This window comes from Variovorax sp. P5_A3 (assembly GCF_056400665.1).
This window is the reverse complement of record NZ_JBFUKW010000015.1, coordinates 102612-125788: the sequence shown is the minus strand read 5'-3', so window position 1 is coordinate 125788 and position 23177 is coordinate 102612. Positions and strand designations below refer to the sequence as shown.

Here is a 23177-nt window from a genome sequence, read left to right as displayed (position 1 = left end):
AAGGCCCCGCGGGCCGGCCCACAGCTTAGCGTCGCGTCATGGACGGCCGGATCGGTACAAGTACCATTCGCTGGCGAGCCTGATGCTCGCCCCACACAACATAAACGGATGTATCCATGAGTTTCGACCTCGTCCTCTTCGGCGGCACCGGTGATCTCGCATGGCGAAAGCTGATGCCTGCCCTCTTCCAGGCCTTCCGGCACGGCAGCCTGCCCGAAGACGGCCGCATCATCGGCGTGGCACGCGACGATCTGTCCGACGATGCCTATCGGGAACTGATCCAGTCGCGCTTCGAGGCTGTCGAAGGGGCCAAGCGGCCGTCGCCCGAGGAGTTCAAGAAGTTCGCCTCGATGCTCTACTTCCTGCGCATGGACCTCTCGCAGCCGACGGACTACCAGAAGCTGGCCGAGAAGCTCAAGGCGCGCAACGCGGGAACGGTGGTGATGTACCTGGCCACCGCGCCCGCGCTCTTCACGCAGGTCGTCGAGCAGATCGCCACGGCGGGCCTGAACGGGCCGCACACGCGCCTCGTGCTCGAGAAGCCGCTCGGCCATGACCTCGCTTCGAACCGCGCGATCAACAAGGCCGTGTGCAAGGTCCTGGCGGAGCACCAGGTGTTCCGCATTGACCACTACCTCGGCAAGCCCTCGGTGCAGAACCTGTTCGCGATGCGCTTCGGCAACGCGCTCTTCGAGCCGATCTGGCGCCGCGAGCACATCGCGAACATCCAGATCACGATCGCCGAAGACCTGGGCGTCGAAAAGCGCGGGAGCTTCTACGACCAGACCGGCGCCCTGCGGGACATGGTCCAGAACCACGCGCTGCAGCTCGTCTGCGCGATCGGCATGGAGCCGCCGATCAACGCACATGCGGATGCAATTCGGGACGAAAAGCTCAAGGTGCTGCGCGCGCTCAAGCCGTGGACCGCCGAATCCATCGGCCTGCATGCAATTCGCGGCCAGTACACCGCGGGCACGGCCTATGGCAAACGCGTGCAAGGCTACCGCGACGAACCGGGCGTCGATCCCGAGAGCCGCACCGAGACCTTCGTGTCGCTTCGCACCGAGATCGCCAACTGGCGATGGGCCGGCGTGCCGCTCTATATCCGCACGGGCAAGCGACTGGCGTCGCGCGATGCGCGTATCGAAGTCAACTTCAAGCCGACGCCGCACGCGATCTTCCGGGCACCCGCGAACGCGGTCAACAAGCTCGTGATCAACCTCCAGCCCAAGGACGGCCTGGAACTGCACATGCTCGCGCAAGCGCAGGACAAGCGCCAGCGCAACGGCAATCGCCGCGCCGGGCCGCAACTGGCGCCGGTTCAGCTCGATCTCGATTTCGACAAGCGCTTCGGCTCGGAACGGGTAGGTGCCTACGAGCGCCTGCTCCTCGACGTGATCGACGGTCGCCTGAATCTGTTCGTGCGCAGCGACGAGCAGGAAGAAGCATGGCGCTGGGTCGAGCCGCTGATCGACAGCTGGTCGTCCGACGGTGCGCCCCGGCCCTATGCGGCTGGAACGTGGGGACCCAGCGCATCGAGCGCGATGATCGCCAGAGACGGTTACGCCTGGGGAGAGGAGCAGTAGCCCGCCGGGCTACGCCCGTCCTTCCTCTACCGCGTGGCAGGCGACCTGCACGCCACGCAGCATCTGCAGCGGCGGGCGCTCCGTCTTGCAGCGCTCATTGGCCAGCGGGCAGCGGGGATGGAAGGTGCATCCCGTCGGCGGATTGAGCGGATTCGGCACCTCGCCCTGCACCGGTGTGCGCCGTCGCCCGGTGTGCTTCATCTGCGGAATCGCATCCAGCAGCATGCGCGTGTACGGGTGCTGCGGTGAATCGAACAGCGTGTGCTTGTCCGCCACTTCGACCAGCCGCCCCAGGTACATCACGCCAACCTGGTCGGCGACATGGCGCACCACCGCGAGGTTGTGCGAGATGAAGAGGTAGGTCAACCCCTGCTCGCGCTGCAGGTCCTTCATGATGTTGAGCACCTGCGCCTGCACGCTCACGTCGAGCGCCGAGGTCGGCTCGTCGCACACGAGGAACTCGGGCTGCGTCGCCAGGGCACGCGCGATGGAAATGCGCTGGCGCTGGCCGCCGGAGAACTGGTGCGGGTACTTCACCATGTCCAGCGGACTCAGGCCGACCGACTTCAGCAGTTCGCCGACGCGCGCCTTGAGTTCCGGCCCCTTGCCCAGGATGCCATGCTCGCGCAGCGGCTCGCCGACGATGTCTTCGACGATCCAGCGCGGGTTGAGGCTCGCGTAGGGGTCCTGGAAGATCATCTGGATGCGGCGCCGGAGCGTGCGTCCCTGAGGCGTCTTGAACGCCGCGTGCGCGTCCTGGCCGTCGAACTGCATGCCACCCCGCGTGGGGGCATACAGGCCCACCAGCAGGCGCGCGACGGTGCTCTTGCCGCATCCGGATTCGCCCACCAGCGCAAGCGTCTTGCCGCGCTCGATCGAGAAGCTCACGCCATCGACAGCCTTCAGCAGCACGCGCGGCTTGCGCTCCAGCACCCGGTCGAGCCAGGGCGGCGAGACGTCGAAGCTCTTCGCCAGATCGTGGGCCTGTACCAGTGCCGTCATGCCGCGCCTCCGTAGGCGGGCGAAGCGGTGTGCGCTTCGTGCAGCCAGCAGGCGGCCCGGGTCGCGCCGGCATTCAGCAGGTCCGGTCGCTCGATCAGGCAACGATCGAACACGCGCGGACACCGGGGGTTGTAGGCACACCCCCTGGGGATGGCATTGAGCCGCGGCATTGCGCCGTCGATCTGGTTGAGCCGTTCGCGGTCCATCGTCATGTCGGGGATGGCGGCCATGAGGCCCGAGGTGTACGGATGGGCGGGCTGATGGATGACCTCGTGCACCGGACCGATTTCGGCCACGCGGCCCGCGTACATCACGGCCACCCGATCGCAGGTCTCGGCGATGACGCCCATGTCGTGGGTGATCAGCATCACGGCCGCGCCACGCTCCTTGCAGATGCCCTTGAGCAACTGGATGATCTGCGCCTGGATCGAAACATCCAGCGCCGTGGTGGGCTCGTCCGCGACGATCAGCTTCGGCTCGGCCGCCAGCGCGAGTGCAATCACGACGCGCTGGCGCATGCCGCCGGAGAACTGGTGCGGAAAGTGGTCGATGCGTTGCGCGGCGCCCGGAATGCCCGTGTCCTGCAGCAGGCCGATGGCGCGCCGGCGGGCCTCTTGCTCACCGACCGGCAGGTGCGTGCGGATGGTTTCGGTCAACTGCCGGCCGATCGTGTAGAGCGGGTTCAGCGAAGTCAGCGGATCCTGGAAGATCGCGCCGATCTTGCGTCCGCGAATGTGGCGCATCGCCTCATGGTCGAGGTTGTCGATGCGCCGGCCCTCCAGCAGAATCTGCCCGCCCGCCACGCGACCGGGGGGCTCGAGCAGCCCGATGATCGCCGCGCCGGTCAGGGACTTGCCCGCGCCCGACTCACCCACCACGCCGAGGATCTCGCCCGGCGCGATCTCGAAGGAAATGTCGTCCAGCGCGCGCAGCGTGCCGCGTCGATGCGGAAACTCGACGACCAGGTTCTGAACTTGAAGCAGGCTCATGGAATCGTTTCGCTCTCAGCGCAGTCGCGGATTGAGCGCATCGCGCAACCAGTCGCCCAGCAGGTTCACGCTCAGCGCGATCAGCACGAGCATCGCGCCCGGGAACACCGTGATCCACCACTCGCCCGAGAACAGGTATTCGTTGCCGACGCGGATCAGTGTGCCCAGCGACGGTTCGGTCGGCGGCACGCCCACGCCCAGGAAGGACAGCGTCGCCTCCGTGATGATGGCGGTCGCGACCTGGATCGTCGCGAGCACCAGCACGGGGCCCATCACGTTCGGCAGCACATGGCGCAGCATGATTCGCCAGGGCGACACGCCCGTCACGCGCGCGGCCTGCACGTACTCCCTGCTGCGCTCCACCATCGTCGAGCCACGCACCGTGCGCGCGTATTGCACCCAGCCGGTGAGCGATATGGAAAGGATGAGGACGCCGAAAGCCACGGAGGTGGGCGCGTTCGGGAACAGCGCTCGCCCAACGCCCGCGATGAGGAGGGCGACGAGGATCGGCGGAAACGACAGCATCACGTCGCACACGCGCATGAGAAGGGCGTCGAGCCAACCGCCCCAGAAGCCCGCGAGCAGCCCGAAGAGCACGCCGACGAAGACCGACAGCATCACGGACACCAGCCCCACGATCAGCGAAACGCGCGCCCCGTAGATCAGGGCCGAGAGAATGTCGCGCCCCTGGTCATCGGTGCCGAGCAGGTACTTGGTCGTCCCCTCTGCAGTCCACGCGGGCGGAAGTCGCGCGTCGCCAAGCTCGAGCGATGCAAGATCGAAAGGGTTGTGCGGCGACACCCATCCCGCGAACACGGAACAGAAGACGCAGACGAACGCGATCGCTGCCGCCAGCATCGCGACCGGCGAACTGCGAAAGCTGTGGCCGACATCGCTGTCAAGCCACCGGGCAATTGTTTTTTTCATCGGGAGGAGGAGATGCCGCGATCAGGCCGGCGCCGGGCCGCCCCAAGGCGGCCTGCGGCCCCCTCGGGGGCAGCGACGACGCGAAGTGCGGGAGCGCGGGCTCACATGTTCAAGGCTTGATGCTCATCCACTTGAACATCATCCAGTTGTCCGCAAGCTGGGTCAGTTCGACCTTCTTGCTCACGCCCCATGCAAGCGATTGCTGGTGCAGCGGCAAGTGACCGACATCGTCGGCGTGGATCGCGAAGGCTTCCTTGATCATCGCGTCGCGCTTGGTCTTGTCGGTCTCCGACTGGATCTTCTTGGTCAACTCGTCCACCTTCGGATTGCAGTAGGCGCCCAGGTTGAACTGGCCCGTGCCCTTGTCGTCGACGCAGGCCACGAGCGAACTGAGCGCGTTGTGCGAGTCGTAGGTGGTCGGTGTCCAGCCGAGCAGGTAGAAGCTGGTGTCGCGCCGCAGCACCTTCGGGAAGTAGGTGCCCTTTGTCTCGGTCGCCAGATTGATCTTGACGCCGATCTTGGCAAGGCTGGCCGCCACGCTCTGGCAGATCTGGCCGTCGTTCACGTAGCGGTCGTTCGGGCAGTTCAGCGTCACCTCGAAGCCGTTGGGGTAGCCCGCATCGGCCAGCAGCTTCTTCGCGGCATCGACGTCGTAGGGCAGGCGCTTGTCCTGCTCGGCCGTCCAGCCGTTGATGCCGGGTCCGACCAGCAGGCCGGTGGGACGCGAGGCGCCGCGCATCACCGTGCGCTGGATGCCGGCAATGTCGATGGCCTGGTAGAAGGCCTGGCGAACTCGCTTGTCCTTGAACGGGTTCTTGCCCTTCACGCTGGAATACAGCAGTTCGTCGCGCTTCTGGTCCATGCCCATGAAGATGGTCCGCAGTTCCGGGCCGGCAATGACGCGTGCGTTCGGGCTCGCGTTGACGCGCGCGACGTCCTGCACCGGCACCGGCTCCATCACGTCGACTTCGCCGGAAATCAGCGCTGCGACACGCGTCGCGGGATTGGCGATCGGCGTGAAGATGACCTCCTGCACGTTGCCTTCGATCTTGCCCCAGTAGTTGTTGTTGCGCACGAACACGGTGCGGACATTGGGCTGGCGCTCGCGCACGCGGAACGGCCCGGTGCCGTTGGCCTTGAACGATGCGGTGTTCTCGATGCCCTTGCGGCGATCGACCGGTCGGGTCGCCTGGTTTTCCTCGCACCACTTCTTGCTCAGGATCATCAACTGCGAGATCACGTCGGGGAGGATCGGGAAGGGGCCGCGGGTTTCGATCTCGACCGCGAGATCGCCCACCTTGCGCACTTCCTTGATGTCGGTCGTGTTGCCCTGCATGTCCGAGCCTTCGCCCGCGGCGCGCTTGAAGCTGAACACGACGTCGTCGGCCGTGAACGGCGTGCCGTCATGGAATTGCACGCCCTTGCGCAGTTCGAAGCGCCAGACCGTCGGCGAGGTCTGCTTCCAGCTCGTGGCCAGCAATGGCGCGAGGCTCAGGTCCTTGTTGCGACCGACGAGGGTTTCGTAGACGTTGGCCGTCGTGCTGAGCTGGAGGGACTCGTTGAGGGAGTGCGGGTCGAGTGAAAGTGCATCGCCCTGGTTGGCAATGCGAATGGTTTGCGCACCGGCCATCAGGCTCGTGGCCGTCAGCACGGCGAGTACCGCAGCGGAAACCAGACTTTTATTCAGACTCATGGGAAAGCACTCCTCGAGGGTTGGAAAGACTCAAGACGCCGTCGAGGCGATCTTGTTTTTGGGTTTGTCGACCGGCGCGGCCAAGGGCATGCCCTGCTCCACCAGGCCCGCATGCAACGCGGCGCCGAGCGGTAGGATCTCGTCGTTGAAGTCGTACCGGCTGTTGTGCAGGAAGGCGCCGCCCCTGGCGTCCTGTCCGATGCGCAGATAGGCGCCCGCCTTTTGCTGCAGCATGAAGGAGAAGTCTTCCGCGCCCATGCTCGGCTCCATGTTGCGCTCGACGTTGTGCGCACCGACCAGCGACTGCGCCACGTCGCCGGCAAACTGGGCTTCCGGCGCGGTGTTGATGGTGGCCGGATAGATTCGCTCGAACTTGACGTGGGCGGTTGCGCCAAAACCGGCAGCGACCGCGGCGCACAGTTCCGAGAGGCGTCGCTCGACCTGCTCTTGCACCCTGGAGCTGAAGGTGCGCACCGTGCCGACGAGCGTGGCCTTGCCCGGCACGACACTCATCGCGCCCAGGTCGCCGGCGCTCATCGCACAGATGCTGATCACCGCCGCGTCGATCGGCCGGACGTTGCGCGACACGATGCTCTGCACCGCCGTGATGATGTGCGCCGACACCACCACCGGATCGACCGTCAGGTAGGCATGCGCGCCGTGTCCGCCCTTGCCGGTGACTTCGATCGTGATGCGATCGGCTGCAGCCATCATCGCGCCGCGGTTGATGCCTACGGTGCCGGCAGGCATCCCTGGCCAGTTGTGCATCGCGTAGACCGAGTCGACGGGAAAGCGGTCGAAGAGTCCTTCCTCGATCATCACGCGTGCGCCGGCAAAGCCTTCCTCGCCGGGCTGGAAGATCAGGATCGCGGTGCCATCGAAGTTGCGCGTTTCGGCTAGATAGCGCGCCGCGCCGACGAGCATCGCGGTATGGCCATCGTGGCCGCAGCCGTGCATGAGGCCGTTCTTGGCGGAGCGCCAGGCGAAGTCGTTGTCTTCGCACATCGGCAAGGCATCCATATCCGCGCGCAGGCCGATCATGCGGCCGCTCGACGTCGAAGCGCCGCGAATCACACCCACGACACCCGTCTTGCCGATGCCGGTATGGATCTCGTCGACGCCGCACGCCTTCAATGCCTCCTGCACGCGGCCCGAGGTATAGACCTCTTCGAAGCCAAGTTCGGGATGCGCATGCAGGTCGCGACGGAACGCGGTGATTTCGGGATAGAAGCGAGCGATGTGGGCGAACGCCCTCCCCGCCGCTTGCAGACGCGGCTCAGTCATCAATGACCTCCAACGTTGCCAATACGCAACCGCGGGTCGACGACGAAGTAGAGCAGATCGACCACGAGATTGATGACGACAAAGATGAGTGCAATCAGGCACAGGTAGGCCGCCATCACGGGGATGTCGGCATAGGTCACGGCCTGGATGAAAAGCAGGCCCATGCCGGGCCACTGGAACACCGATTCCGTGATGATCGCGAAGGCGATCAGGCCACCGAGCTGAAGCCCGGTAATGGTCATGACAGGCACCAATGTGTTCTTCAATGCATGTCCAAAATGGATCACGCGGTCCGAAAGTCCGCGTGCGCGAGCGAACTTGATGTAGTCGGTGCGAAGCACTTCAAGCATTTCCGCACGCACGAGCCGCATGATCAATGTGAGCTGAAAGATAGCGAGTGTGACTGCGGGCAACACGATGTGCATCCAGCCATCGGTCTTCAGCAGGCCCGTACTCCACCAGCCGAGCTGTACGGTGTCACCGCGGCCGAAGCTCGGGAACCAGCCGAGCAGCACGGCAAACACGAGGATCAGCAGGATGCCGATCAGGAAGGTGGGCAGGGACACGCCAAGCAGCGAGATCGTCATGAACACCTGGCTCATGAAACTGCCGCGGCGCAGTGCCGTGTAGACGCCCATCGGGACGCCGATGGCCAAGGCGAGAACGGCGGCGACAAGCGCGAGTTCCAGCGTGGCAGGGAAGCGTTCGCCAATCAGGCGCGACACCTTCGAGCCTTGCCGCAGGCTGAGGCCGAACTCGCCTTGCGCCGCGTTGGCGAGGAAGTGCCAGAACTGCACGAAGAAGGGCTTGTCGAGGCCTAAGGCTTCGCGCAAGTCTCGGATCTGCTCGGGCTTGGCGTCCTGGCCCAGCAGGAACACGACCGGGTCACCCACGTACTGGAAGAGAAGGAAGGCGATGAAGGCGACCGCGACCATCACGATCACGGCCTGGATCAGGCGGCGCAGTACGAAAGCGATCATTCAACCGATGAAGTTTTGAAGAATGCTAGCAGAGCAAACTACGTGCCCATGCGGGGGTTCCCCGGGGGTGCAACGCTTGCATCGCCGCAAAGAAAAAAGCCATCCGACTTTCGTCGGATGGCTTCAAGAACTTCCCTTGATGCTGGCTTACACCAGCGTCAGATCAGAAAGCGTGACGGATACCGAAGTCGTAACCCATCGAGCTCTTCGGGGTCAGCGGGCCGGTAATGCCGGTCACTGGCGCGACGAACTGCGGGCCACCGGTCACCAGGTCAGCGCCGTCCTTGTTGTTGATGTAAGCAGCCGTTGCGTACAGAGCCGTGCGCTTCGACAGGTTGTGCACGTAGCCGACGGCGAACTTGTCAGCCTTCGGATCGGAGAACACGCCGAAAACCTGGTTCAGAGGTTGACGGGTGTTGTCGTACTTCACAGCCGAGTAAGCGATGCGGATCAGGCCAGGACCGACCGGCACGGTCGCACCCAGCAGCCAGCCCTTGGCACGCGGGTCGGAGAAGCCGAACGAATTGAACACGGTGATGCTGGAGTTGTCAGTCTTCAGCTTGGCATCCGAGTATTCGCCGAACAGCTTGACGACGCCGAAGTCGTACGAAGCGCCGATGTTGGCCGTGTCGAGGTTTTGCGTGCTGCCTGCGTAGAAGTTGCTGGCCACGGTGGATTCACCGTAGGCGACAGCAACGTCGAGCGGGCCGTTGGCGTAGCCGACGCGACCACCGACGTAGCGACCGGCACGTGCGTTGGTGCCAGGAGCAGTCGGGTTCGCGAGGAAGTTTGCAGCGCCAGGAGGCGTCAGGGTGCCCGGATCGTAGCTGGTGCTCTCGTTGAACGCGTACATCACCTGACCGTAGAAGCCACCGAGGTTCGGCGGCAGGAAGTAGCCGACCGAGTTGCTGGCGCGGACGTACTGGTTGTTCGCGGTGAAACCGTTGGTGAGCTGACCGCTGGAGCTGAAGCCGTTGGCCGTCGAGATCAGGTTGGTACCCACACCGTTGGTGCCGAACGGATCGAACACGGTATCGTTCCAGAACGTCGGGGTGTAGTCGCGACCGATGCGGACTTCACCGAATGCGCCCGACAAGCTCACCGTCGAACGACGGTTGAAGTTCAGGCCACCGCCGGTAACGAACGGAGCGTTGGAGCCACCTGCACCAGTGTCGTTGGCCAAGCCGGCTTCCAGCCAGAAGCTGGCTGCCAGGCCACCACCGAGGTCTTCCGTGCCACGGAAGCCCAGACGGCTGGAGTTGTAGCCGGAAGTGGTTTGTGCCCACTGGCTCGTCTTGAATTGCTGACCAAAAACGTTTTCGGTCTTTTGTTCGTAGTAGCTGACACCAGCATCAACCACACCGAACAGCGTGACAGACGACTGAGCCGAGGCAACGCCGGCGACAGCCAGAGCAGCCAGGGCAACTAGAGATTTTTTCATTGCAAGTTTCTCCAAGGTTAAACATAGGGCTCCGGTGCGAAGGGCTCACCGTGACTGGCACTTTTGTGCTCCCACCGGACCCCGGGCCAACCTCCTTTTGGGAAGTTGTCGCTATTGCACCAGAGCCGCTTCATCAGGGCAAAACAATTCGCCCGAAAACATGGGCGCTCCCGGCGTTTCGTTGCAGCAGTGCAACAAAGGTTCTGGGGCATTTGCGACACCACGATATGAAAGGAATCCATGCCGCAGTTGTGACTTTCTGTGTTTCGGGTCCAATCGCTCCATGACCCCATCCCTCGACTCCGCCCTGGCAGTGGCAGACGCGGCGCTGCGCACACTTTTCGCCAAGCCGCATGCCACCAGGGAAGCCCCCGCGCCGGCAACCCCTGCAGGCGCACTGACCGAGTCCGAGCGACGGGAAGCCGGGGCCCTGATGCGCGTCAACCATGTGGGAGAGGTCTGCGCGCAAGCGCTGTATACAGCTCAAGCGGCAGTGACCAGGGACGCGGCGCTGCGAATGCACTTCAGCGACGCAGCGCGTGAAGAAACGGACCACCTGGCCTGGACCCGGCAGCGCCTTGATGACCTGGGCGCCCATCCGTCGGCGCTGAATCCCCTGTGGTACCTGGGCGCGTTCGGCCTGGGCCTCGTGGCCGGGCGACTCGGCGATTCGTTGAGTCTTGGCTTCGTGGCGGAAACGGAGCGCCAGGTGGAGGCCCACCTCGACGGGCACCTCGACCGCCTTCCGGCGGGTGATACCGCATCGCGGGCGGTCATCAACCAGATGAAACTGGACGAAGCGCGACATGCGGCACAGGCATGGAGCGCGGGCGCGACGGAACTTCCGGCGCCGGCCAAGGCGATGATGCGCCTGGCCTCCAGGGTCATGACGACGGTCGCCCACCGGATCTGAGCGACCTTTGCGGCCGGCTCAGGTCTCGATCAGATCGAAGCTGGTCGTGATCTCGGCGGTCTTGGCCAGCATGACGCTTGCAGAACAATAAGTGTCGTGACTCAGGGCGATCGCGCGTTCCACCGCGGCGGTCGGAATGCCTTTGCCCGCGACGGTGAAATGCATGTGGATCTTCGTGAAGACCTTGGGATCCTTTTCGGCGCGCTCGCTGGTGAGCTTGACGCTGCATCGCTCGACCTGGTGGCGCCCGCGCTTCAGGATGAGCACCACGTCATAGGCCGTGCATCCGCCGGTTGCGGCAAGCAATGTCTCCATCGGACGGGGCGCAAGGTTCTGCCCTCCGTTTTCGGGCTTCGCGGCATCCGGCGCTCCGTCCATCATCAGGACATGGCCCGTACCGGTCTCCGCGACAAAGCCCATCGCCGACCGTGTTCCGGCATTGCCGGTCCAACTCACTGTGCATTCCATCTTTGCTGACTCCGGGACGCGCGACGAGGGCCAAGACCCTCCTTGCAACGTGATCAAGTGTTCGAAAAGCGCAACTCGCTTGTTGCAATGCAACAAACAGTCGATATACTTTATTTCATTGCACACCGACGCGTGTGCGCAGGTTGTCTCCTCCACCCTCCCAATTGGTGGATTTAGCCCCGAGCCGCAAGGCCCGGGGCTTTTTTCTTTGGCGCCCGCCCCCAGCGTCGGCAGGCCTATGATCGCGGCCCTATGTCCATGCCGACCACGCCTCTCACCCCCGCCGACTACCTCAAGAAAATCCTCAACGCGCGTGTCTATGACGTCGCGGTCGAATCGGCCCTGGAGCCCGCGCGCGCGTTGAGCGCAAGGCTCGGCAATACCGTCCTGCTCAAGCGGGAAGACCAGCAACCGGTGTTCAGCTTCAAGCTGCGCGGCGCGTACAACAAGATGGCCCACCTGAGCGCGGAGCAGCTCGCCAAGGGCGTGATCTGCGCTTCGGCCGGCAATCATGCGCAGGGCGTGGCCCTCGGCGCCCACAGGCTCGGCGCCCGCGCGGTCGTCGTGATGCCGGTGACCACGCCCCAGCTCAAGGTCGATGCCGTCCGGGCCCTTGGCGGGGAGGTGCATCTGCATGGCGACAGCTATTCCGACGCCTATGTGTACGCGCTCGAGCAGCAAAAGCAGCAGGGGCTGACCTTCGTCCACCCCTTCGACGACCCGGACGTCATCGCCGGACAAGGCACGATCGCCATGGAAATCCTCCGCCAGCACCAGGCACCGCTGGATGCCGTGTTCGTCGCCATCGGCGGTGGCGGGCTGATCTCGGGCGTGGCCAACTACATCAAGGCCGTGCGTCCCGAGATCAAGGTCATCGGCGTTCAGATGAACGATTCGGACGCAATGATGCAATCGGTCGCGGCCCATGAGCGCGTGACGCTGTCCGACGTCGGTCTCTTCTCGGACGGCACTGCGGTCAAGCTGGTCGGCGAGGAAACCTTCCGCGTCGCCAGCGAACTGGTGGACGAGTTCATCACCGTCGACACCGATGCGGTCTGCGCCGCCATCAAGGACGTGTTCATCGACACGCGCAGCATCGTCGAGCCCGCCGGCGCGCTCGCCGTGGCGGCGATCAAGCAATACGTCGAGGTTCGCGGCACGCGCGGCGAAACCTATGCAGCCATCCTCTGCGGCGCGAACATGAACTTCGACCGGCTCCGCTTTGTGGCGGAGCGCGCCGAAGTGGGCGAGGAACGCGAGGCCCTCTTCGCCGTGACGATCCCCGAGGAGCGGGGCAGCTTCCGCCGTTTCTGCGAACTGGTCGGCCAGTTGCCGGGCGCCTCCCGCAACGTGACGGAGTTCAACTACCGGATCAGCGATGCGAAGGAAGCCCACGTCTTCGTCGGACTGACAACCACCACGCGCGGGGAATCGAAGACGATCGCGGACACCTTCGTGGCGCACGGTTTCGGCGCCATCGACCTCACGCACGACGAACTTGCCAAGGAGCACATCCGCCACCTGGTCGGCGGTCGCACCGGCCTGGCCAGCGACGAGCGCTTGCTGCGCTTCGTCTTCCCGGAACGCCCCGGCGCGCTGCTGAAGTTCCTGAGCCTGCTGGGACCGAACTGGAACATCAGCCTCTTCCACTACCGGAACCAGGGGGCCGACTACGGACGCATCCTGGTCGGACTGCAGGTTCCCAGTGCCGAGAAGGCAGCCTTCGACGAGTTCCTCCAGGCGCTGGGCTATCCCTTCGTCGAGGAAACCGCCAACCCCGCCTACCGCCTGTTCCTGCAGGCCTGACCGCTAGCGCGGCGCACCCGGCGCGATCACCGGCGGCACCGTCGGCACGGCCGGCGGCGACATGACGGCCAGCGGTCGCGTGGGCAATTGAAGCGTGAACGCTGCCGCCGAATCCGCGCTGGCGCCGAACGACGCGGCACGCGTGGTGACCGACTGCAGCACGTATCCGTCTGCAACCTTCGCACCGACTCGAAACGGTTTCGGCGGCTTGCCATCTACCACGAGAAGCGCTGCGCCCTGGCCATCGCTGTCTGCCACGACGCCGAGCAGGGAGAAGCGGCTCGCGGCCTCCGGCGTTGCCACCACCGTCGCCTGGCTCGGCACGGCACCCAGCAACTGGGCCACCGCGGCGGGGTCCGCGACCGCCTGCGGCGCAGCCACGGCGGGCGGCGCGATAGCGTCGGAAGGCGCTGCCAGCCTCAGTCCCCAGAACACGATGCTCGCGGCGGCAAGCGCCCAGAGAACGGTCGTTGCGGTGGCTACGGGCCAGCGGGCAGGGGCATAGGGAACTGACATGGGGCCGGATTATGATTCTTTCATGCCCCTTTCTCATCGTTCTCTTTCGCGCAGCCTCCAGCGCGGCTTCACCCTGATCGAACTCATGGTCGTTCTGGTGATCATCGGCGTACTCGCCGCGCTGATCGTCCCGAACGTCATCGAACGCGCCGACGATGCGCGCGTGACCGCCGCCAAGACCGACGTCAACAACATCATGCAGGCGCTCAAGCTCTACCGGCTCGACAACCAGCGCTATCCCACGGCCGAACAGGGATTGCAGGCGCTTCTCGTCCGCCCCACGACCGGCCCTGCGGCCCCGAACTGGAAGCCTTATGTCGAGAAGCTGCCCAACGATCCATGGGGCCATGCCTACCAGTACCTGAATCCGGGCATCAAGGGCGAGATCGACGTGTTTTCGCTCGGCGCCGACGGCCAGCCCGGCGGCGAAGGCAAGAATGCCGATATCGGCAGCTGGCAGTAAGCCGCGCTGCCGTTCTCCCGAAAGCCCTCGCCGCAGGACCGGCGGCTTCACGCTGTTCGAACTGCTGGTGGTGATCGCGATCATCGCGCTGGCCACGGCCGGCGTCGGGATGGCGATGCGGGATTCCGGCCAGGCCACCCTGGATCGCGAAGCCGAGCGGCTCGCGGCCTTGCTCGAGGCCGCGCGCGCGCAATCGCGTGCCGCAGGCGTGGCGGTGCGTTGGCGCCCGACGCCCGACGGCCCGGGCAACTTCAGCTTCGATGGGCTGCCATCCAACTCGCTCCCCACGGCGTGGCTCTCCGACGGCATCACGGCCCAGCCGATGAACGCGGATGGCGTGGCCACGCCGGCGCTGCAACTGGGTCCCGATCCGATCATCGCCGCACAGCAGGTGCTGATCACATCCGACGGTCCGCCGAGCCGCAGCCTGCGCATCGGCACCGACGGCCTGCGTCCCTTCGCGGTGGTTTCGCCATGATCCGGCAACGCCGCCAAACCATGCTCGGCTTCACGCTGATCGAGGTGTTGGTCGCCCTCGGCATCGTCGCCATCGCGCTCATGGCGGGCACGCAGGCGACGATGGCGCTCACGCGCAATGCGCAGCGCCAGTCCGACGTGATGCTGGCCCAGATGTGCGCCGAGAACGAGCTGATCAAGGCCCGCCTGGCACGACAGCTTCCCGCGGTCGGCGATGCGGGCCTGATCTGCACGCAGGCGAACGTGAACTTCGGCGTCACGGTCTCGACCACGCCGACGCTGAACCCCAATTTCCGCCGGGTCGACGTGCAAGTGCGCGATGCCGACGACGCACCGGTGCTGCGGCTTTCCACCGTGGTGGGACGCTACTGATGCGGAAGACGCGCGGCTTCACGCTGATCGAACTCCTGGTCGCGATCTCGGTCATGGCTTTGCTCGCGCTCATCAGCTGGCGCGGTCTCGACGGCATGGCGCGCGCGCAGGCGCAGAACCGCGAACGCGGCGATGCCGTGCTCACGCTCCAGACCACCCTGACGCAATGGGGCGCCGATCTCGACGCCACCGTGGCGCTGTCGCAGATTCGCCCGATGGACTGGAACGGCCGCGTGCTGCGCCTCACCCGGCGCAGCACCGATGGCGGCACGGCGCAGGTCTACGTGGTGGCCTGGACCCTGCGCACGGACACAGCGGGAGTCAGCCACTGGCGCCGCTGGCAGTCGCCGGGCTTCGGCACACGGGCCGAGTGGCAGCAGGCCTGGGATCGCGCCGCCGCCTGGGGGGAGGACGGCAGCAACGCGGCGCGCGATGCGGAGGTCGACCTGATGCCGGTCAACGGCTGGCAGATCTACTACTTCCGCAACGACAGCTGGTCGCCCGCGGTCAGCGCAGAGGCATTGGGCACCAACACACCCCTGCCGGACGGCGTGCGGCTGGTGCTGAGCCTGCCGCCCGGTCCCGCGCTGGCGGGCCTCATCACCCGGGACTGGGTACGCCCTTCGGTCACGGTGCCCAAGACATGAAGCGCGGCCCGCATCCTGCAGCAGCCAGGCGTCAGCTCGGCGCCGCGTTGCTCACGGCCATGCTGACCGTCACGCTGGTCGCGACCTTCGCGACAGCGGCCCTCTGGCAGCAATGGCGCGCGACCGAGATCGAGGGGGCCGAGCGGGCGCGCGTCCAATCGGGCTGGATCCTGCTCGGGGCCCTCGACTGGTCACGGCTGATCCTGCGGGAGGACGCCCGCGCCAACGCCGCGACGAGCGGGGCCGACTATATCGGCGAGCCGTGGAGCCTACCGCTCGCGGAAGCGAAGCTGACGAGCTTCCTCGCCGCCGACAAGAACATCGCCAGCGATGCGTTGGAGGGTCTGCCCGATGCGTTTCTCTCGGGACGCATCATCGACGCACAGTCCAAGCTCAACGTGAGGAACCTGGTCGAAGGCGGCAAGCCGGTCGAGTCCGCCGTCAAGGCCTTCACCAAGCTGTTCCAACTGCTCGACCTGCCGGCCCAGGAAGTCCAGTTGATGGTCAGCAACCTGCAACGGGCCCTTCCGGCGACAGTGAGCGCTCCGGCGCCCACCGGCAGCACTGGCACCACGGGCACGACGGGCACGCCGGTGACACCCACACCCACACCCACACCAACACCGACGCCCACGGCGGAAACCGACACCTCCACTTCCCCGACCGGCCCGCTGATGCCGCAGCGCACATCGCAACTGGTCTGGCTCGGCCTGTCGCCAACGACCGTGGCGGCGTTGGAGCCCTATGTCACCGTGCTGCCGGTCAGTACGCCGCTCAATATCAATACCGCCAGCGCCGAAGCCCTCTTTGCCAGCGTGCCGACGCTGGATCTGGCGGGTGCCAAGCGGCTGGTCGAACAGCGCGCACGAGGCTATTTCCGCAGCCTCGCGGACGCGAGCAAGCTGGTCCAGCAAACCTCGTCGCAGTTCATCGAGAACCAGCACAGCATCGGGTCCATGTTCTTCGAGGTTCACGCCCGCCTGCGCCTCGAAAGCGCCTGGGTCGACGAACAAACGCTGCTCCGCCGCGACGGCATCGAGGTGCGAATCGTCTGGCGAGAACGTGGCGCCGGCGCCACGGTGGCACCGCCCAAATCCTGAAGCCAAGAGCCTCGTCGCCCCGATTGGATAAAAAATTAGCGCAGCGCCCGTAGCATCTGATTCAGCCGCTATCAATTCTGTAGCGGCCGCAATGACACCACTCCTACAATAGCGACCCTTTTGTTTTCTCCATGGCTTTGCTGCTTGTAACCATTCCCATCACGCCCGGATCGGCTGCCGCGGAATACGGCTGGGCGGTCTGGTCCAGCGATGGTCGCAAGTTGCGTTCACAGGGCAGTGCGCCGGCTGCGCTCCTGCCCACGAGCGACGAAGTCATCCTCGGCGTGCCCGCCGCGGCGCTCTCCTGGCACCAGGTCACTTTGCCGCAGGGCAGCATGAGCGGCGCGGTGCGCCTGCGTTCGGTGCTCGGCGGGCTGCTCGAAGACCGCCTGCTGGACGATCCCGAATCCCTTCACTTCGCGCTGGAACCCGGCGCCCGGGCCGGCGTGCCCGTGTGGGTGGCGGCTTGCGATCGCATCTGGCTTCGCAGCGCCGTGCAGGCACTCGAAGCTGCCGGCCGCCGCGTCATGCACATCATTCCAGAGTTCGCACCGCGGCCGGCAGGGACACCGTCGATGGTCTTCGCCATCGGCGAGCCGGGCTCCGCACTGTGCGTGGTTTGCGGCGCCGACGGTGTCACCATGCTGCCCCTCGACGGGGCCGCCCTCGCGCTCGCCGGGCCCCTGCCGCCGGGCTCGACCGCACTGGCCGAGCCCGCGGTCGCCGAACTGGCCGAAAGCGTGCTGGGCCAACGGGTGCCCATCGTCAAGCCGGCGGAAAGATGGCTCCAGGCCAGCGAATCGCCCTGGGACCTGGCGCAGTTCGATCTCGCCTCCACCGGCCGTGCCCGTGCGAGCAAGAAGTTCGTCGCCATCGCGCGGGCGCTTTGGCGCGGACCGCAGTGGCGCGCCGCCCGCTGGGGCGTCGTGGTGCTGCTGCTCGCGCAACTCATCGGTCTCAATGCCTGGGCGTGGAAGGAGCGCAATGCGCTCGATGCCAAGCGCAATGCGGTACGCAACATCCTGACCCAGACTTTTCCCGCGGTGCAACTCGTGGTCGACGCACCGGTCCAGATGCAGCGCGAAGTCGCCGCATTGCAGCAGGCGACCGGCGGCGTCACGGCCAGCGACCTCGAACCCATGCTCGGCGCCGTGGCCGCGAGCCTCCCAGGTGGCCGCGCACCCACTGCCATCGACTTCAGCGCCGGCCAGCTTCGGCTGCGCGGCCTCGGGCTGCAAGCCGGTGAACTCGGCAACGTGACGGCCGCGCTGGCATCACGTGGCTACAACGCTCGCAGCGAAGGCGACCTGCTCCTCGTGCAGGCGGAGGCCGCACGATGAAATGGCTCGAAGCCCTGGAAGCGCGCTGGCAGGCCTGGTGGCCCGAACTCGAAGCGCGCGAGCAACGCATGATCCTCGCCGCCGCCGCGCTGATCGTCCTGGCACTGCTGTGGTGGGTAGGGCTGGCACCCGCGCTGCGCACGCTGTCATCGGCACCGGCCGAGCACGCGCAAATCGACGTGCAACTGCAGCGGATGACCCAGCTTCAGACACAGGCCAAGGCCCTGCAGGCACAACCACGCGCCAGCCGCGACGACGCCATGCGCGGCCTCGAAACCTCGGTGCGCCAGAACCTCGGCCCCAACGCGCAGATGCAACCCGGAGGCGCCGGCGAAGGCGTGACCATCGCGCTGCGCGCGGCGCCGGCCGATGCCCTCGCCCAATGGTTCGCGCAGGCGCGCAGCAATGCGCGCGCCGTGCCGCGCGAAGTGCATCTGACGCGCTCGCAGGGCAATGCGCCGGCGGCGTCCCCGTCCCATTCTCCGACCAGTCCCGCAGCGGCAGGTGAATCGTCGCGCATCCGATGGGACGGCACGATGGTCATGAGCCTGCCGGCGCGCTGAACCCCATGGCGACCCGTTCATCCAGCCCCGACGCACCCGCCAGGACCGGCTGGCGCTGGGCCGTCCTCGGCATGCTGATCGGCGCCACACTGGCCCTCTCGCTGTACGCACCGGCCCGGTGGCTGGCCGCGGGCCTCGCCCAATGGAGCGACGGCCACCTGCAACTGGTCAATGCGCGCGGCACGGTCTGGACCGGCACTGCCGGCGTCGTGTTCTCGAGCGGCGCAGGCGGCGCGGAATCGATCTCGCTGCCCGGTACGCTCGCGTGGACCCTGAGGCCGCGCTGGGATGGCGTGACGGCCGCACTCGATCTCCCCTGCTGCGCGGCCAAGCCCTTGGCGTTCAGGGCCCGTCCGCGTGCGAGCGGCCTCGAGCTCGAATGGAGCGACGGCCAATCGCGCTGGCCCGCCGCGATGCTCGCCGGGTTCGGCGCGCCGTGGAACACGCTCAAGCTCGAAGGCGTGCTGGACATCTCGACGCAGGCCTTCGTGGTCCGCTCGAACGGACCGCAACTGGGATTCGAAGGGCGCGCAACCCTCGATGCCACCGACATCTCCTCCAGCCTGTCGACCCTGAAACCCATGGGCAGCTACCGCGTTGCCCTGGAGGGCGGCCCGACGCCGACCCTCCTCCTGACCACACGCGACGGAAGCCTTCAGCTCAGCGGCAGCGGCCGATGGAACGGCACCGCCTTTCGATTCGACGGCGAAGCCAGCGCAGCGCCGGGACGGGAAGACGCGCTTTCGAATCTGTTGAACATCATCGGGCGACGCGAAGGCGCGCGCTCGCTCATCACACTGGGTTGACCATGAAGCAAAAGACTTCGTTCGGCATCCGCATCGGAACCATCGCGCTCGCTGCGCAGATGCTGATCGCGGCCTGCATTCCCTCGGCGTTCGCGCAGGAAGCGCCCCCCCCGCAGCGCGGCGAACCGATCACGCTGAACTTCACCAACGCCGAGATCGAATCGGTCGCGCGCACGATGGCCGTGGTGACCGGACGCGACGTGGTGGTCGATCCCCGCGTCAAGGGCACGATCACGCTGCAGACCGATCGCCCGATCTCCCCCAACGCGGCCTTCAACCAGTTCGCAGCGGCATTGCGCCTCCAGGGTTTCGCGGTCGTGCAATCCGAAGGCCTCTACAAGGTGGTGCCGGAAGCCGATGCCAAGCTGCAAAGCAGCACGGTGACGACCTCAACGCCCACCACATCGAGCGTCAACGGCAACCAGATCGTCACGCAGATCTTCAAGCTCAACTACGAATCGGCCAACAATCTGCTGCCGGTGCTGCGCCCGCTGATCGCGCCCAACAACACGATCAACGTGAACCCGGGCAACAACTCCCTGGTCATCACCGACTACGCCGAGAACATGCGCCGCCTGGCACGCATCGTCGCCGCGCTGGACGTGCCGAACGCTTCCGACATCGAGGTGATTCCGCTCAAGCATTCGATCGCCACCGACATGGTGCCGCTGCTCACGCGGCTTCTCGAAGGCGGGGGGACCACCACCGCGGGCACCGCCACGCCGGGGTCCGTCGACTCGTCGTTCCGCACCACCCTGCTCGCCGAACCACGGGGCAACGCGATCATCCTGCGCGCGGCCAATCCGGCGCGTGCGCAACTGGTCCGCACGCTGGTCGACAAGCTCGACCGTGCACCCATTGACAGCGGCAACGGCGCCGCCGGCAATGTCTACGTGGTCTATCTGAAGAATGCCGACGCCGTGAAGCTCGCGACCACGCTGCGCGCAGCGATGTCGGCGGGCACCAGCGCCATCAACACCGGCACAGGCGGCCAGACCGGCACCGGCAACCAACCGGTGGCGCAGCAACTCAACAACCCGCAGGGCGGCCTGACCAGCGCGGCGGCAAGCACGCCGCTCAACAACGCCAACCAGCCATCGACCGGCGGCCAGGTCCAGGCCGACCCTTCCACCAACTCGCTGATCATCACGGCGCCCGAGCCGCAGTACCGGCAGTTGCGCGCCGTGATCGACCGTCTCGACGGCAAGCGCGCCCAGGTGCTGGTCGAGAGCCTGATCGTCGAGGTCAACGCCGACAAGGCGGCCCAGTTCGGCATCCAGTGGCAAGCCGGGCTCGGCAACAGCGGGGACCGCAACGTGGGCTTCCTCGGCACCAACTCCAGCACGCCGGGCCCGAACATCATCGACCTCGCGATCGGCCTGGCGACTGGCAACACCGCGACCCGGCCGGCGCAGGGCTTCAACTTCGGCATAGGCAGCAAGTACGGCGGCCAGTACATCCTGAGCTTCATCGCCAACTTTCTTCAGACGACCGGCGAGGGCAACGTGCTGTCCACGCCCACGCTGCTGACGCTCGACAACGAGGAAGCCAAGATCGTGATCGGCCAGAACGTGCCCTTCCTCACCGGCCAGTTCACCAACACCGGTGCGGCCAACGGCTCGGTGAATCCGTTCCAGACCATCGAGCGCAAGGACGTGGGCCTGACATTGCGTGTGCGGCCGACCATCAACGAGGACAACGTCGTCAAGCTGCAGATCTACCAGGAGGTCTCGACCATCCAGGCGTCGACCGTCAACAACGTGAACGGCCCGACCACCAACAAGCGCAGCATCGAGTCGAGCGTGGTCGTGGGCGACGGCAGCATCATCGTGCTGGGCGGCCTGCTGCAGGACGACTATTCCAACAGTACCGACAAGATCCCCCTCGCCGGCGACATCCCGATCCTCGGCAATTTCTTCAAGAGCGAGACGCGCACGCGCAACAAGACCAACCTGATGGTGTTCATGCGGCCCGTGGTGGTGCGCGACAGCGCCGTCAGCGACCAGCTCGCCGCCGACCGCTACGAGACGATCCGCGGCATCCAGCAGGCCGCGCAGCCCGAGAAGAACGTGATGCTGAACAGCGTGCAGGACTCCAACATCCTGCCGCCGCTGCCGCAGGTGCCGGCCGGCCAGAACGCGACCCGCCGCGTCGAGGGCACTCGCCTGGTGCCGCCGCCGATCACGCCGAGCGACACTTCGGCGCTGCGTCCCGGTCCCCTGAAGGGGGCATTGCCTCCCACGGCCGACCCGGCGTCCGGGCGCGAATTGCCCTAGAGTCCGGTCGTGCGCTATCCCCTCCCCTACGCCTTCGCGCGAGGCCAGCAACTGTTGCTGGAAGAATCGGACGAAGGCAACTACACGCTCTGGATGCCGAAGGTGCCGCCGCGCAGCGCGCTGGGCGAAGTGCTGCGCAAGTACCCGGTCAAGACCTTCGAGCCGCTGGCCCCCGACCAGCTGGCGCAGCGCATCAGCGCAGCCTACGCGCAGGGCGAATCGAACGCCGCCGCGGTGGTGAGCGAGGTACAGGGCGATGCCGACCTGTCGCGAATGATGCAGGAACTGCCGGCGGTCGAGGACTTGCTCGAATCGGCCGGCGACGCGCCGATCATCCGGATGCTCAACGCGCTGCTGACGCAGGCGGCGCGCGATGGCGCCAGCGACATCCACATCGAGCCCTACGAGCGGACATCGTCGGTGCGCTTCCGCATCGACGGCACGCTGCGCGAGGTGGTCCAGCCCAACCGCGCGCTGCACGCCGCGCTGATCTCGCGCCTGAAGATCATGGCCGACCTCGACATCTCGGAGAAGCGCCTGCCGCAGGACGGGCGCATCAGCCTGCGCATCGGCACCCGCGCCGTCGACGTGCGCGTGTCGACCTTGCCCTCCGCGCATGGCGAACGGGCCGTGCTTCGCCTGCTCGACAAGTCGGAAAGCAAGCTCACGCTCGAATCCGTCGGCATGCAGGGCGACACGCTCGCGCGCTTCGAGCAACTGATCGGCCAGCCGCACGGCATCATCCTCGTGACCGGCCCGACCGGCTCGGGCAAGACCACCACGCTCTATGCAGCGCTGAGCCGTCTCGATGCGAGCAGCAGCAACATCATGACGGTCGAAGACCCGATCGAGTATGAGCTGCCCGGCGTCGGCCAGACGCAAGTCAATGCCAAGATCGAACTGACCTTCGCCAAGGCCCTGCGCGCCATCCTGCGGCAGGACCCGGACGTCATCATGATCGGCGAAATCCGCGACTTCGAGACCGCGCAGATCGCCATCCAGGCGTCACTCACCGGCCACCTCGTGCTCGCGACGCTGCACACCAACGACTCCGTCAGCGCCGTCACGCGCCTGACCGACATGGGCGTCGAGCCCTTCCTGCTCAGTTCGTCATTGCTCGGCGTGCTGGCACAACGCCTGGTCCGCAAGCTGTGCCCCGTGTGCTCGGTCCCCGCCCCCGGCACCGAAGGCCAGCCCGTCGGCTGCGACGCCTGCGGCCAGACCGGCTACCAGGGCCGCACCGGCATCTTCGAACTGCTCGTCGCCGACGACACCGTGCAATCGCTCATCCACAACCGCGCCCCAGAGAGCCAGATCTTCGTCGCAGCCGAACGCGGCGGCCTCCGCTCCATGCGCGAGGACGGTGAACGCCTCCTCAAGGCCGGCGTCACCTCCAGAGCCGAGCTGCTGAGAGTCACCAGAGACTAGGCCAGCCGCCCGCCACGGCCTCCCTTCGCAGGTTGTCGCGGATCCGGCTCCGCCGGTCCGCCGGCAACGCCCCCGGAAGGGGGTTGGCGGCCACACGAAG

The 23177-nt window shown here is 66.2% G+C and carries 22 protein-coding genes; 13 read left to right on the top strand and 9 right to left on the bottom strand.

Translation table 11 applies throughout. The features are described from left to right. Positions 1-116 precede the first annotated feature (116 nt). Positions 117-1586 (top strand): glucose-6-phosphate dehydrogenase, encoded by a 1470-nt coding sequence (gene zwf, locus AC1D3B_RS22605; RefSeq protein WP_478192912.1) that lies wholly within the window; start codon positions 117-119, stop codon positions 1584-1586. A 9-nt stretch (positions 1587-1595) separates the two neighbouring features. Here zwf and AC1D3B_RS22600 read toward each other — a convergent pair whose 3' ends face one another. The 7 genes from AC1D3B_RS22600 to AC1D3B_RS22570 form a co-directional block, all read right to left on the bottom strand. Beyond that, a complete protein-coding gene (locus tag AC1D3B_RS22600; RefSeq protein WP_478192911.1) occupies positions 1596-2588 on the bottom strand; it encodes an ABC transporter ATP-binding protein in 993 nt (330 codons plus the stop codon). Continuing rightward, the gene (locus AC1D3B_RS22595) at positions 2585-3577 is read right to left on the bottom strand and encodes an ABC transporter ATP-binding protein (protein WP_478192910.1); all 993 of its coding nucleotides are present in this window, start codon (positions 3575-3577) and stop codon (positions 2585-2587) included. Before AC1D3B_RS22595 ends, AC1D3B_RS22600 begins: the two co-directional genes overlap by 4 nt. A 15-nt stretch (positions 3578-3592) precedes the next feature. Continuing rightward, a complete protein-coding gene (locus AC1D3B_RS22590) occupies positions 3593-4504 on the bottom strand; it encodes an ABC transporter permease (protein ID WP_478192909.1) in 912 nt (303 codons plus the stop codon). Positions 4505-4613: 109 nt separating this feature from the next. Next, on the bottom strand, positions 4614-6197 hold the full coding sequence (locus tag AC1D3B_RS22585) for an ABC transporter substrate-binding protein (RefSeq protein WP_478192908.1): 1584 nt from the start codon (positions 6195-6197) through the stop codon (positions 4614-4616). Between the two features lie 30 nt (positions 6198-6227). Continuing rightward, positions 6228-7481 (bottom strand): M20 aminoacylase family protein, encoded by a 1254-nt coding sequence (locus AC1D3B_RS22580; RefSeq protein WP_478192907.1) that lies wholly within the window; start codon positions 7479-7481, stop codon positions 6228-6230. Then, on the bottom strand, positions 7481-8461 hold the full coding sequence (locus tag AC1D3B_RS22575) for an ABC transporter permease (RefSeq protein ID WP_478192906.1): 981 nt from the start codon (positions 8459-8461) through the stop codon (positions 7481-7483). The genes AC1D3B_RS22580 and AC1D3B_RS22575 overlap by 1 nt, the downstream gene beginning before the upstream one ends. 163 nt (positions 8462-8624) lie before the next feature. Then, positions 8625-9902 carry a porin gene (locus tag AC1D3B_RS22570; RefSeq protein ID WP_478192940.1) on the bottom strand — a complete coding sequence of 426 codons (1278 nt, stop codon included), beginning with the start codon at positions 9900-9902 and terminating at the stop codon, positions 8625-8627. A gap of 283 nt (positions 9903-10185) precedes the next feature. Between AC1D3B_RS22570 and coq7 the strand changes: the two genes are divergently transcribed. Next, complete coding sequence (gene coq7, locus AC1D3B_RS22565; protein ID WP_478192905.1) at positions 10186-10815, top strand: 2-polyprenyl-3-methyl-6-methoxy-1,4-benzoquinone monooxygenase; 630 nt, start codon at positions 10186-10188, stop codon at positions 10813-10815. Between the two features lie 18 nt (positions 10816-10833). Here coq7 and AC1D3B_RS22560 read toward each other — a convergent pair whose 3' ends face one another. Continuing rightward, on the bottom strand, positions 10834-11283 hold the full coding sequence (locus AC1D3B_RS22560; protein WP_478192904.1) for an OsmC family protein: 450 nt from the start codon (positions 11281-11283) through the stop codon (positions 10834-10836). A 258-nt stretch (positions 11284-11541) separates the two neighbouring features. On the opposite strand from AC1D3B_RS22560, the gene ilvA reads away from it, so the two are divergent. Then, entirely contained in the window at positions 11542-13089 is a 1548-nt protein-coding gene (gene ilvA / locus AC1D3B_RS22555; RefSeq protein WP_478192903.1) for a threonine ammonia-lyase, biosynthetic, read from the top strand. A 3-nt stretch (positions 13090-13092) separates the two neighbouring features. Here the strand turns inward: ilvA and AC1D3B_RS22550 are convergent, their stop codons facing one another. After that, positions 13093-13605, bottom strand: coding sequence for a type II secretion system protein N (locus tag AC1D3B_RS22550; protein WP_478192902.1), 513 nt, complete (start codon positions 13603-13605; stop codon positions 13093-13095). Positions 13606-13627: 22 nt separating this feature from the next. On the opposite strand from AC1D3B_RS22550, the gene gspG reads away from it, so the two are divergent. The 10 genes from gspG (at position 13628) to gspE (ending at position 23077) form a co-directional block, all read left to right on the top strand. Next, entirely contained in the window at positions 13628-14068 is a 441-nt protein-coding gene (gene gspG / locus AC1D3B_RS22545) for a type II secretion system major pseudopilin GspG (RefSeq protein WP_478192901.1), read from the top strand. Then, the gene (locus tag AC1D3B_RS22540; protein WP_478192900.1) at positions 14043-14546 is read left to right on the top strand and encodes a prepilin-type N-terminal cleavage/methylation domain-containing protein; all 504 of its coding nucleotides are present in this window, start codon (positions 14043-14045) and stop codon (positions 14544-14546) included. Before gspG ends, AC1D3B_RS22540 begins: the two co-directional genes overlap by 26 nt. Then, positions 14543-14917, top strand: coding sequence for a type II secretion system minor pseudopilin GspI (gene gspI, locus AC1D3B_RS22535; protein WP_478192899.1), 375 nt, complete (start codon positions 14543-14545; stop codon positions 14915-14917). Before AC1D3B_RS22540 ends, gspI begins: the two co-directional genes overlap by 4 nt. Continuing rightward, entirely contained in the window at positions 14917-15564 is a 648-nt protein-coding gene (locus AC1D3B_RS22530) for a PulJ/GspJ family protein (RefSeq protein WP_478192898.1), read from the top strand. Before gspI ends, AC1D3B_RS22530 begins: the two co-directional genes overlap by 1 nt. Further along, the gene (gene gspK, locus AC1D3B_RS22525) at positions 15561-16664 is read left to right on the top strand and encodes a type II secretion system minor pseudopilin GspK (RefSeq protein ID WP_478192897.1); all 1104 of its coding nucleotides are present in this window, start codon (positions 15561-15563) and stop codon (positions 16662-16664) included. The genes AC1D3B_RS22530 and gspK overlap by 4 nt, the downstream gene beginning before the upstream one ends. 131 nt (positions 16665-16795) lie before the next feature. Further along, positions 16796-18004 carry a type II secretion system protein GspL gene (gspL, locus tag AC1D3B_RS22520; protein WP_478192896.1) on the top strand — a complete coding sequence of 403 codons (1209 nt, stop codon included), beginning with the start codon at positions 16796-16798 and terminating at the stop codon, positions 18002-18004. Next, the gene (gspM, locus tag AC1D3B_RS22515; RefSeq protein ID WP_478192895.1) at positions 18001-18567 is read left to right on the top strand and encodes a type II secretion system protein GspM; all 567 of its coding nucleotides are present in this window, start codon (positions 18001-18003) and stop codon (positions 18565-18567) included. Before gspL ends, gspM begins: the two co-directional genes overlap by 4 nt. Positions 18568-18572: 5 nt before the next feature. Continuing rightward, positions 18573-19373 carry a type II secretion system protein N gene (gspN, locus tag AC1D3B_RS22510; RefSeq protein ID WP_478192894.1) on the top strand — a complete coding sequence of 267 codons (801 nt, stop codon included), beginning with the start codon at positions 18573-18575 and terminating at the stop codon, positions 19371-19373. Between the two features lie 2 nt (positions 19374-19375). Beyond that, positions 19376-21649, top strand: a complete 2274-nt coding sequence (gene gspD / locus AC1D3B_RS22505; RefSeq protein ID WP_478192893.1) for a type II secretion system secretin GspD — start codon at positions 19376-19378, stop codon at positions 21647-21649. Positions 21650-21658: 9 nt separating this feature from the next. Beyond that, positions 21659-23077: a type II secretion system ATPase GspE gene (gene gspE / locus AC1D3B_RS22500; protein ID WP_478192892.1), complete on the top strand. Its 1419-nt coding sequence runs from the start codon at positions 21659-21661 to the stop codon at positions 23075-23077. The last annotated feature ends 100 nt before the right edge of the window (positions 23078-23177 follow it).

Bases quoted from the DNA above. Each gene is read 5' to 3' on its own strand.
- AC1D3B_RS22600 (WP_478192911.1), bottom strand. From the start codon at position 2,588: ATGACGGCACTGGTACAGGCCCACGATCTGGCGAAGAGCTTCGACGTC.
- AC1D3B_RS22530 (WP_478192898.1), top strand. From the start codon at position 14,917: ATGCGGAAGACGCGCGGCTTCACGCTGATCGAACTCCTGGTCGCGATC.
- AC1D3B_RS22580 (WP_478192907.1), bottom strand. From the start codon at position 7,481: ATGACTGAGCCGCGTCTGCAAGCGGCGGGGAGGGCGTTCGCCCACATC.
- gspD (WP_478192893.1), top strand. From the start codon at position 19,376: ATGAAGCAAAAGACTTCGTTCGGCATCCGCATCGGAACCATCGCGCTC.
- AC1D3B_RS22550 (WP_478192902.1), bottom strand. From the start codon at position 13,605: ATGTCAGTTCCCTATGCCCCTGCCCGCTGGCCCGTAGCCACCGCAACG.
- gspG (WP_478192901.1), top strand. From the start codon at position 13,628: ATGCCCCTTTCTCATCGTTCTCTTTCGCGCAGCCTCCAGCGCGGCTTC.
- ilvA (WP_478192903.1), top strand. From the start codon at position 11,542: ATGCCGACCACGCCTCTCACCCCCGCCGACTACCTCAAGAAAATCCTC.
- AC1D3B_RS22540 (WP_478192900.1), top strand. From the start codon at position 14,043: ATGCCGATATCGGCAGCTGGCAGTAAGCCGCGCTGCCGTTCTCCCGAA.
- AC1D3B_RS22595 (WP_478192910.1), bottom strand. From the start codon at position 3,577: ATGAGCCTGCTTCAAGTTCAGAACCTGGTCGTCGAGTTTCCGCATCGA.
- AC1D3B_RS22585 (WP_478192908.1), bottom strand. From the start codon at position 6,197: ATGAGTCTGAATAAAAGTCTGGTTTCCGCTGCGGTACTCGCCGTGCTG.
- gspL (WP_478192896.1), top strand. From the start codon at position 16,796: ATGGCTTTGCTGCTTGTAACCATTCCCATCACGCCCGGATCGGCTGCC.
- gspK (WP_478192897.1), top strand. From the start codon at position 15,561: ATGAAGCGCGGCCCGCATCCTGCAGCAGCCAGGCGTCAGCTCGGCGCC.
- AC1D3B_RS22575 (WP_478192906.1), bottom strand. From the start codon at position 8,461: ATGATCGCTTTCGTACTGCGCCGCCTGATCCAGGCCGTGATCGTGATG.
- gspN (WP_478192894.1), top strand. From the start codon at position 18,573: ATGGCGACCCGTTCATCCAGCCCCGACGCACCCGCCAGGACCGGCTGG.
- AC1D3B_RS22590 (WP_478192909.1), bottom strand. From the start codon at position 4,504: ATGAAAAAAACAATTGCCCGGTGGCTTGACAGCGATGTCGGCCACAGC.
- gspI (WP_478192899.1), top strand. From the start codon at position 14,543: ATGATCCGGCAACGCCGCCAAACCATGCTCGGCTTCACGCTGATCGAG.
- AC1D3B_RS22570 (WP_478192940.1), bottom strand. From the start codon at position 9,902: ATGAAAAAATCTCTAGTTGCCCTGGCTGCTCTGGCTGTCGCCGGCGTT.
- AC1D3B_RS22560 (WP_478192904.1), bottom strand. From the start codon at position 11,283: ATGGAATGCACAGTGAGTTGGACCGGCAATGCCGGAACACGGTCGGCG.
- gspM (WP_478192895.1), top strand. From the start codon at position 18,001: ATGAAATGGCTCGAAGCCCTGGAAGCGCGCTGGCAGGCCTGGTGGCCC.
- coq7 (WP_478192905.1), top strand. From the start codon at position 10,186: ATGACCCCATCCCTCGACTCCGCCCTGGCAGTGGCAGACGCGGCGCTG.
- zwf (WP_478192912.1), top strand. From the start codon at position 117: ATGAGTTTCGACCTCGTCCTCTTCGGCGGCACCGGTGATCTCGCATGG.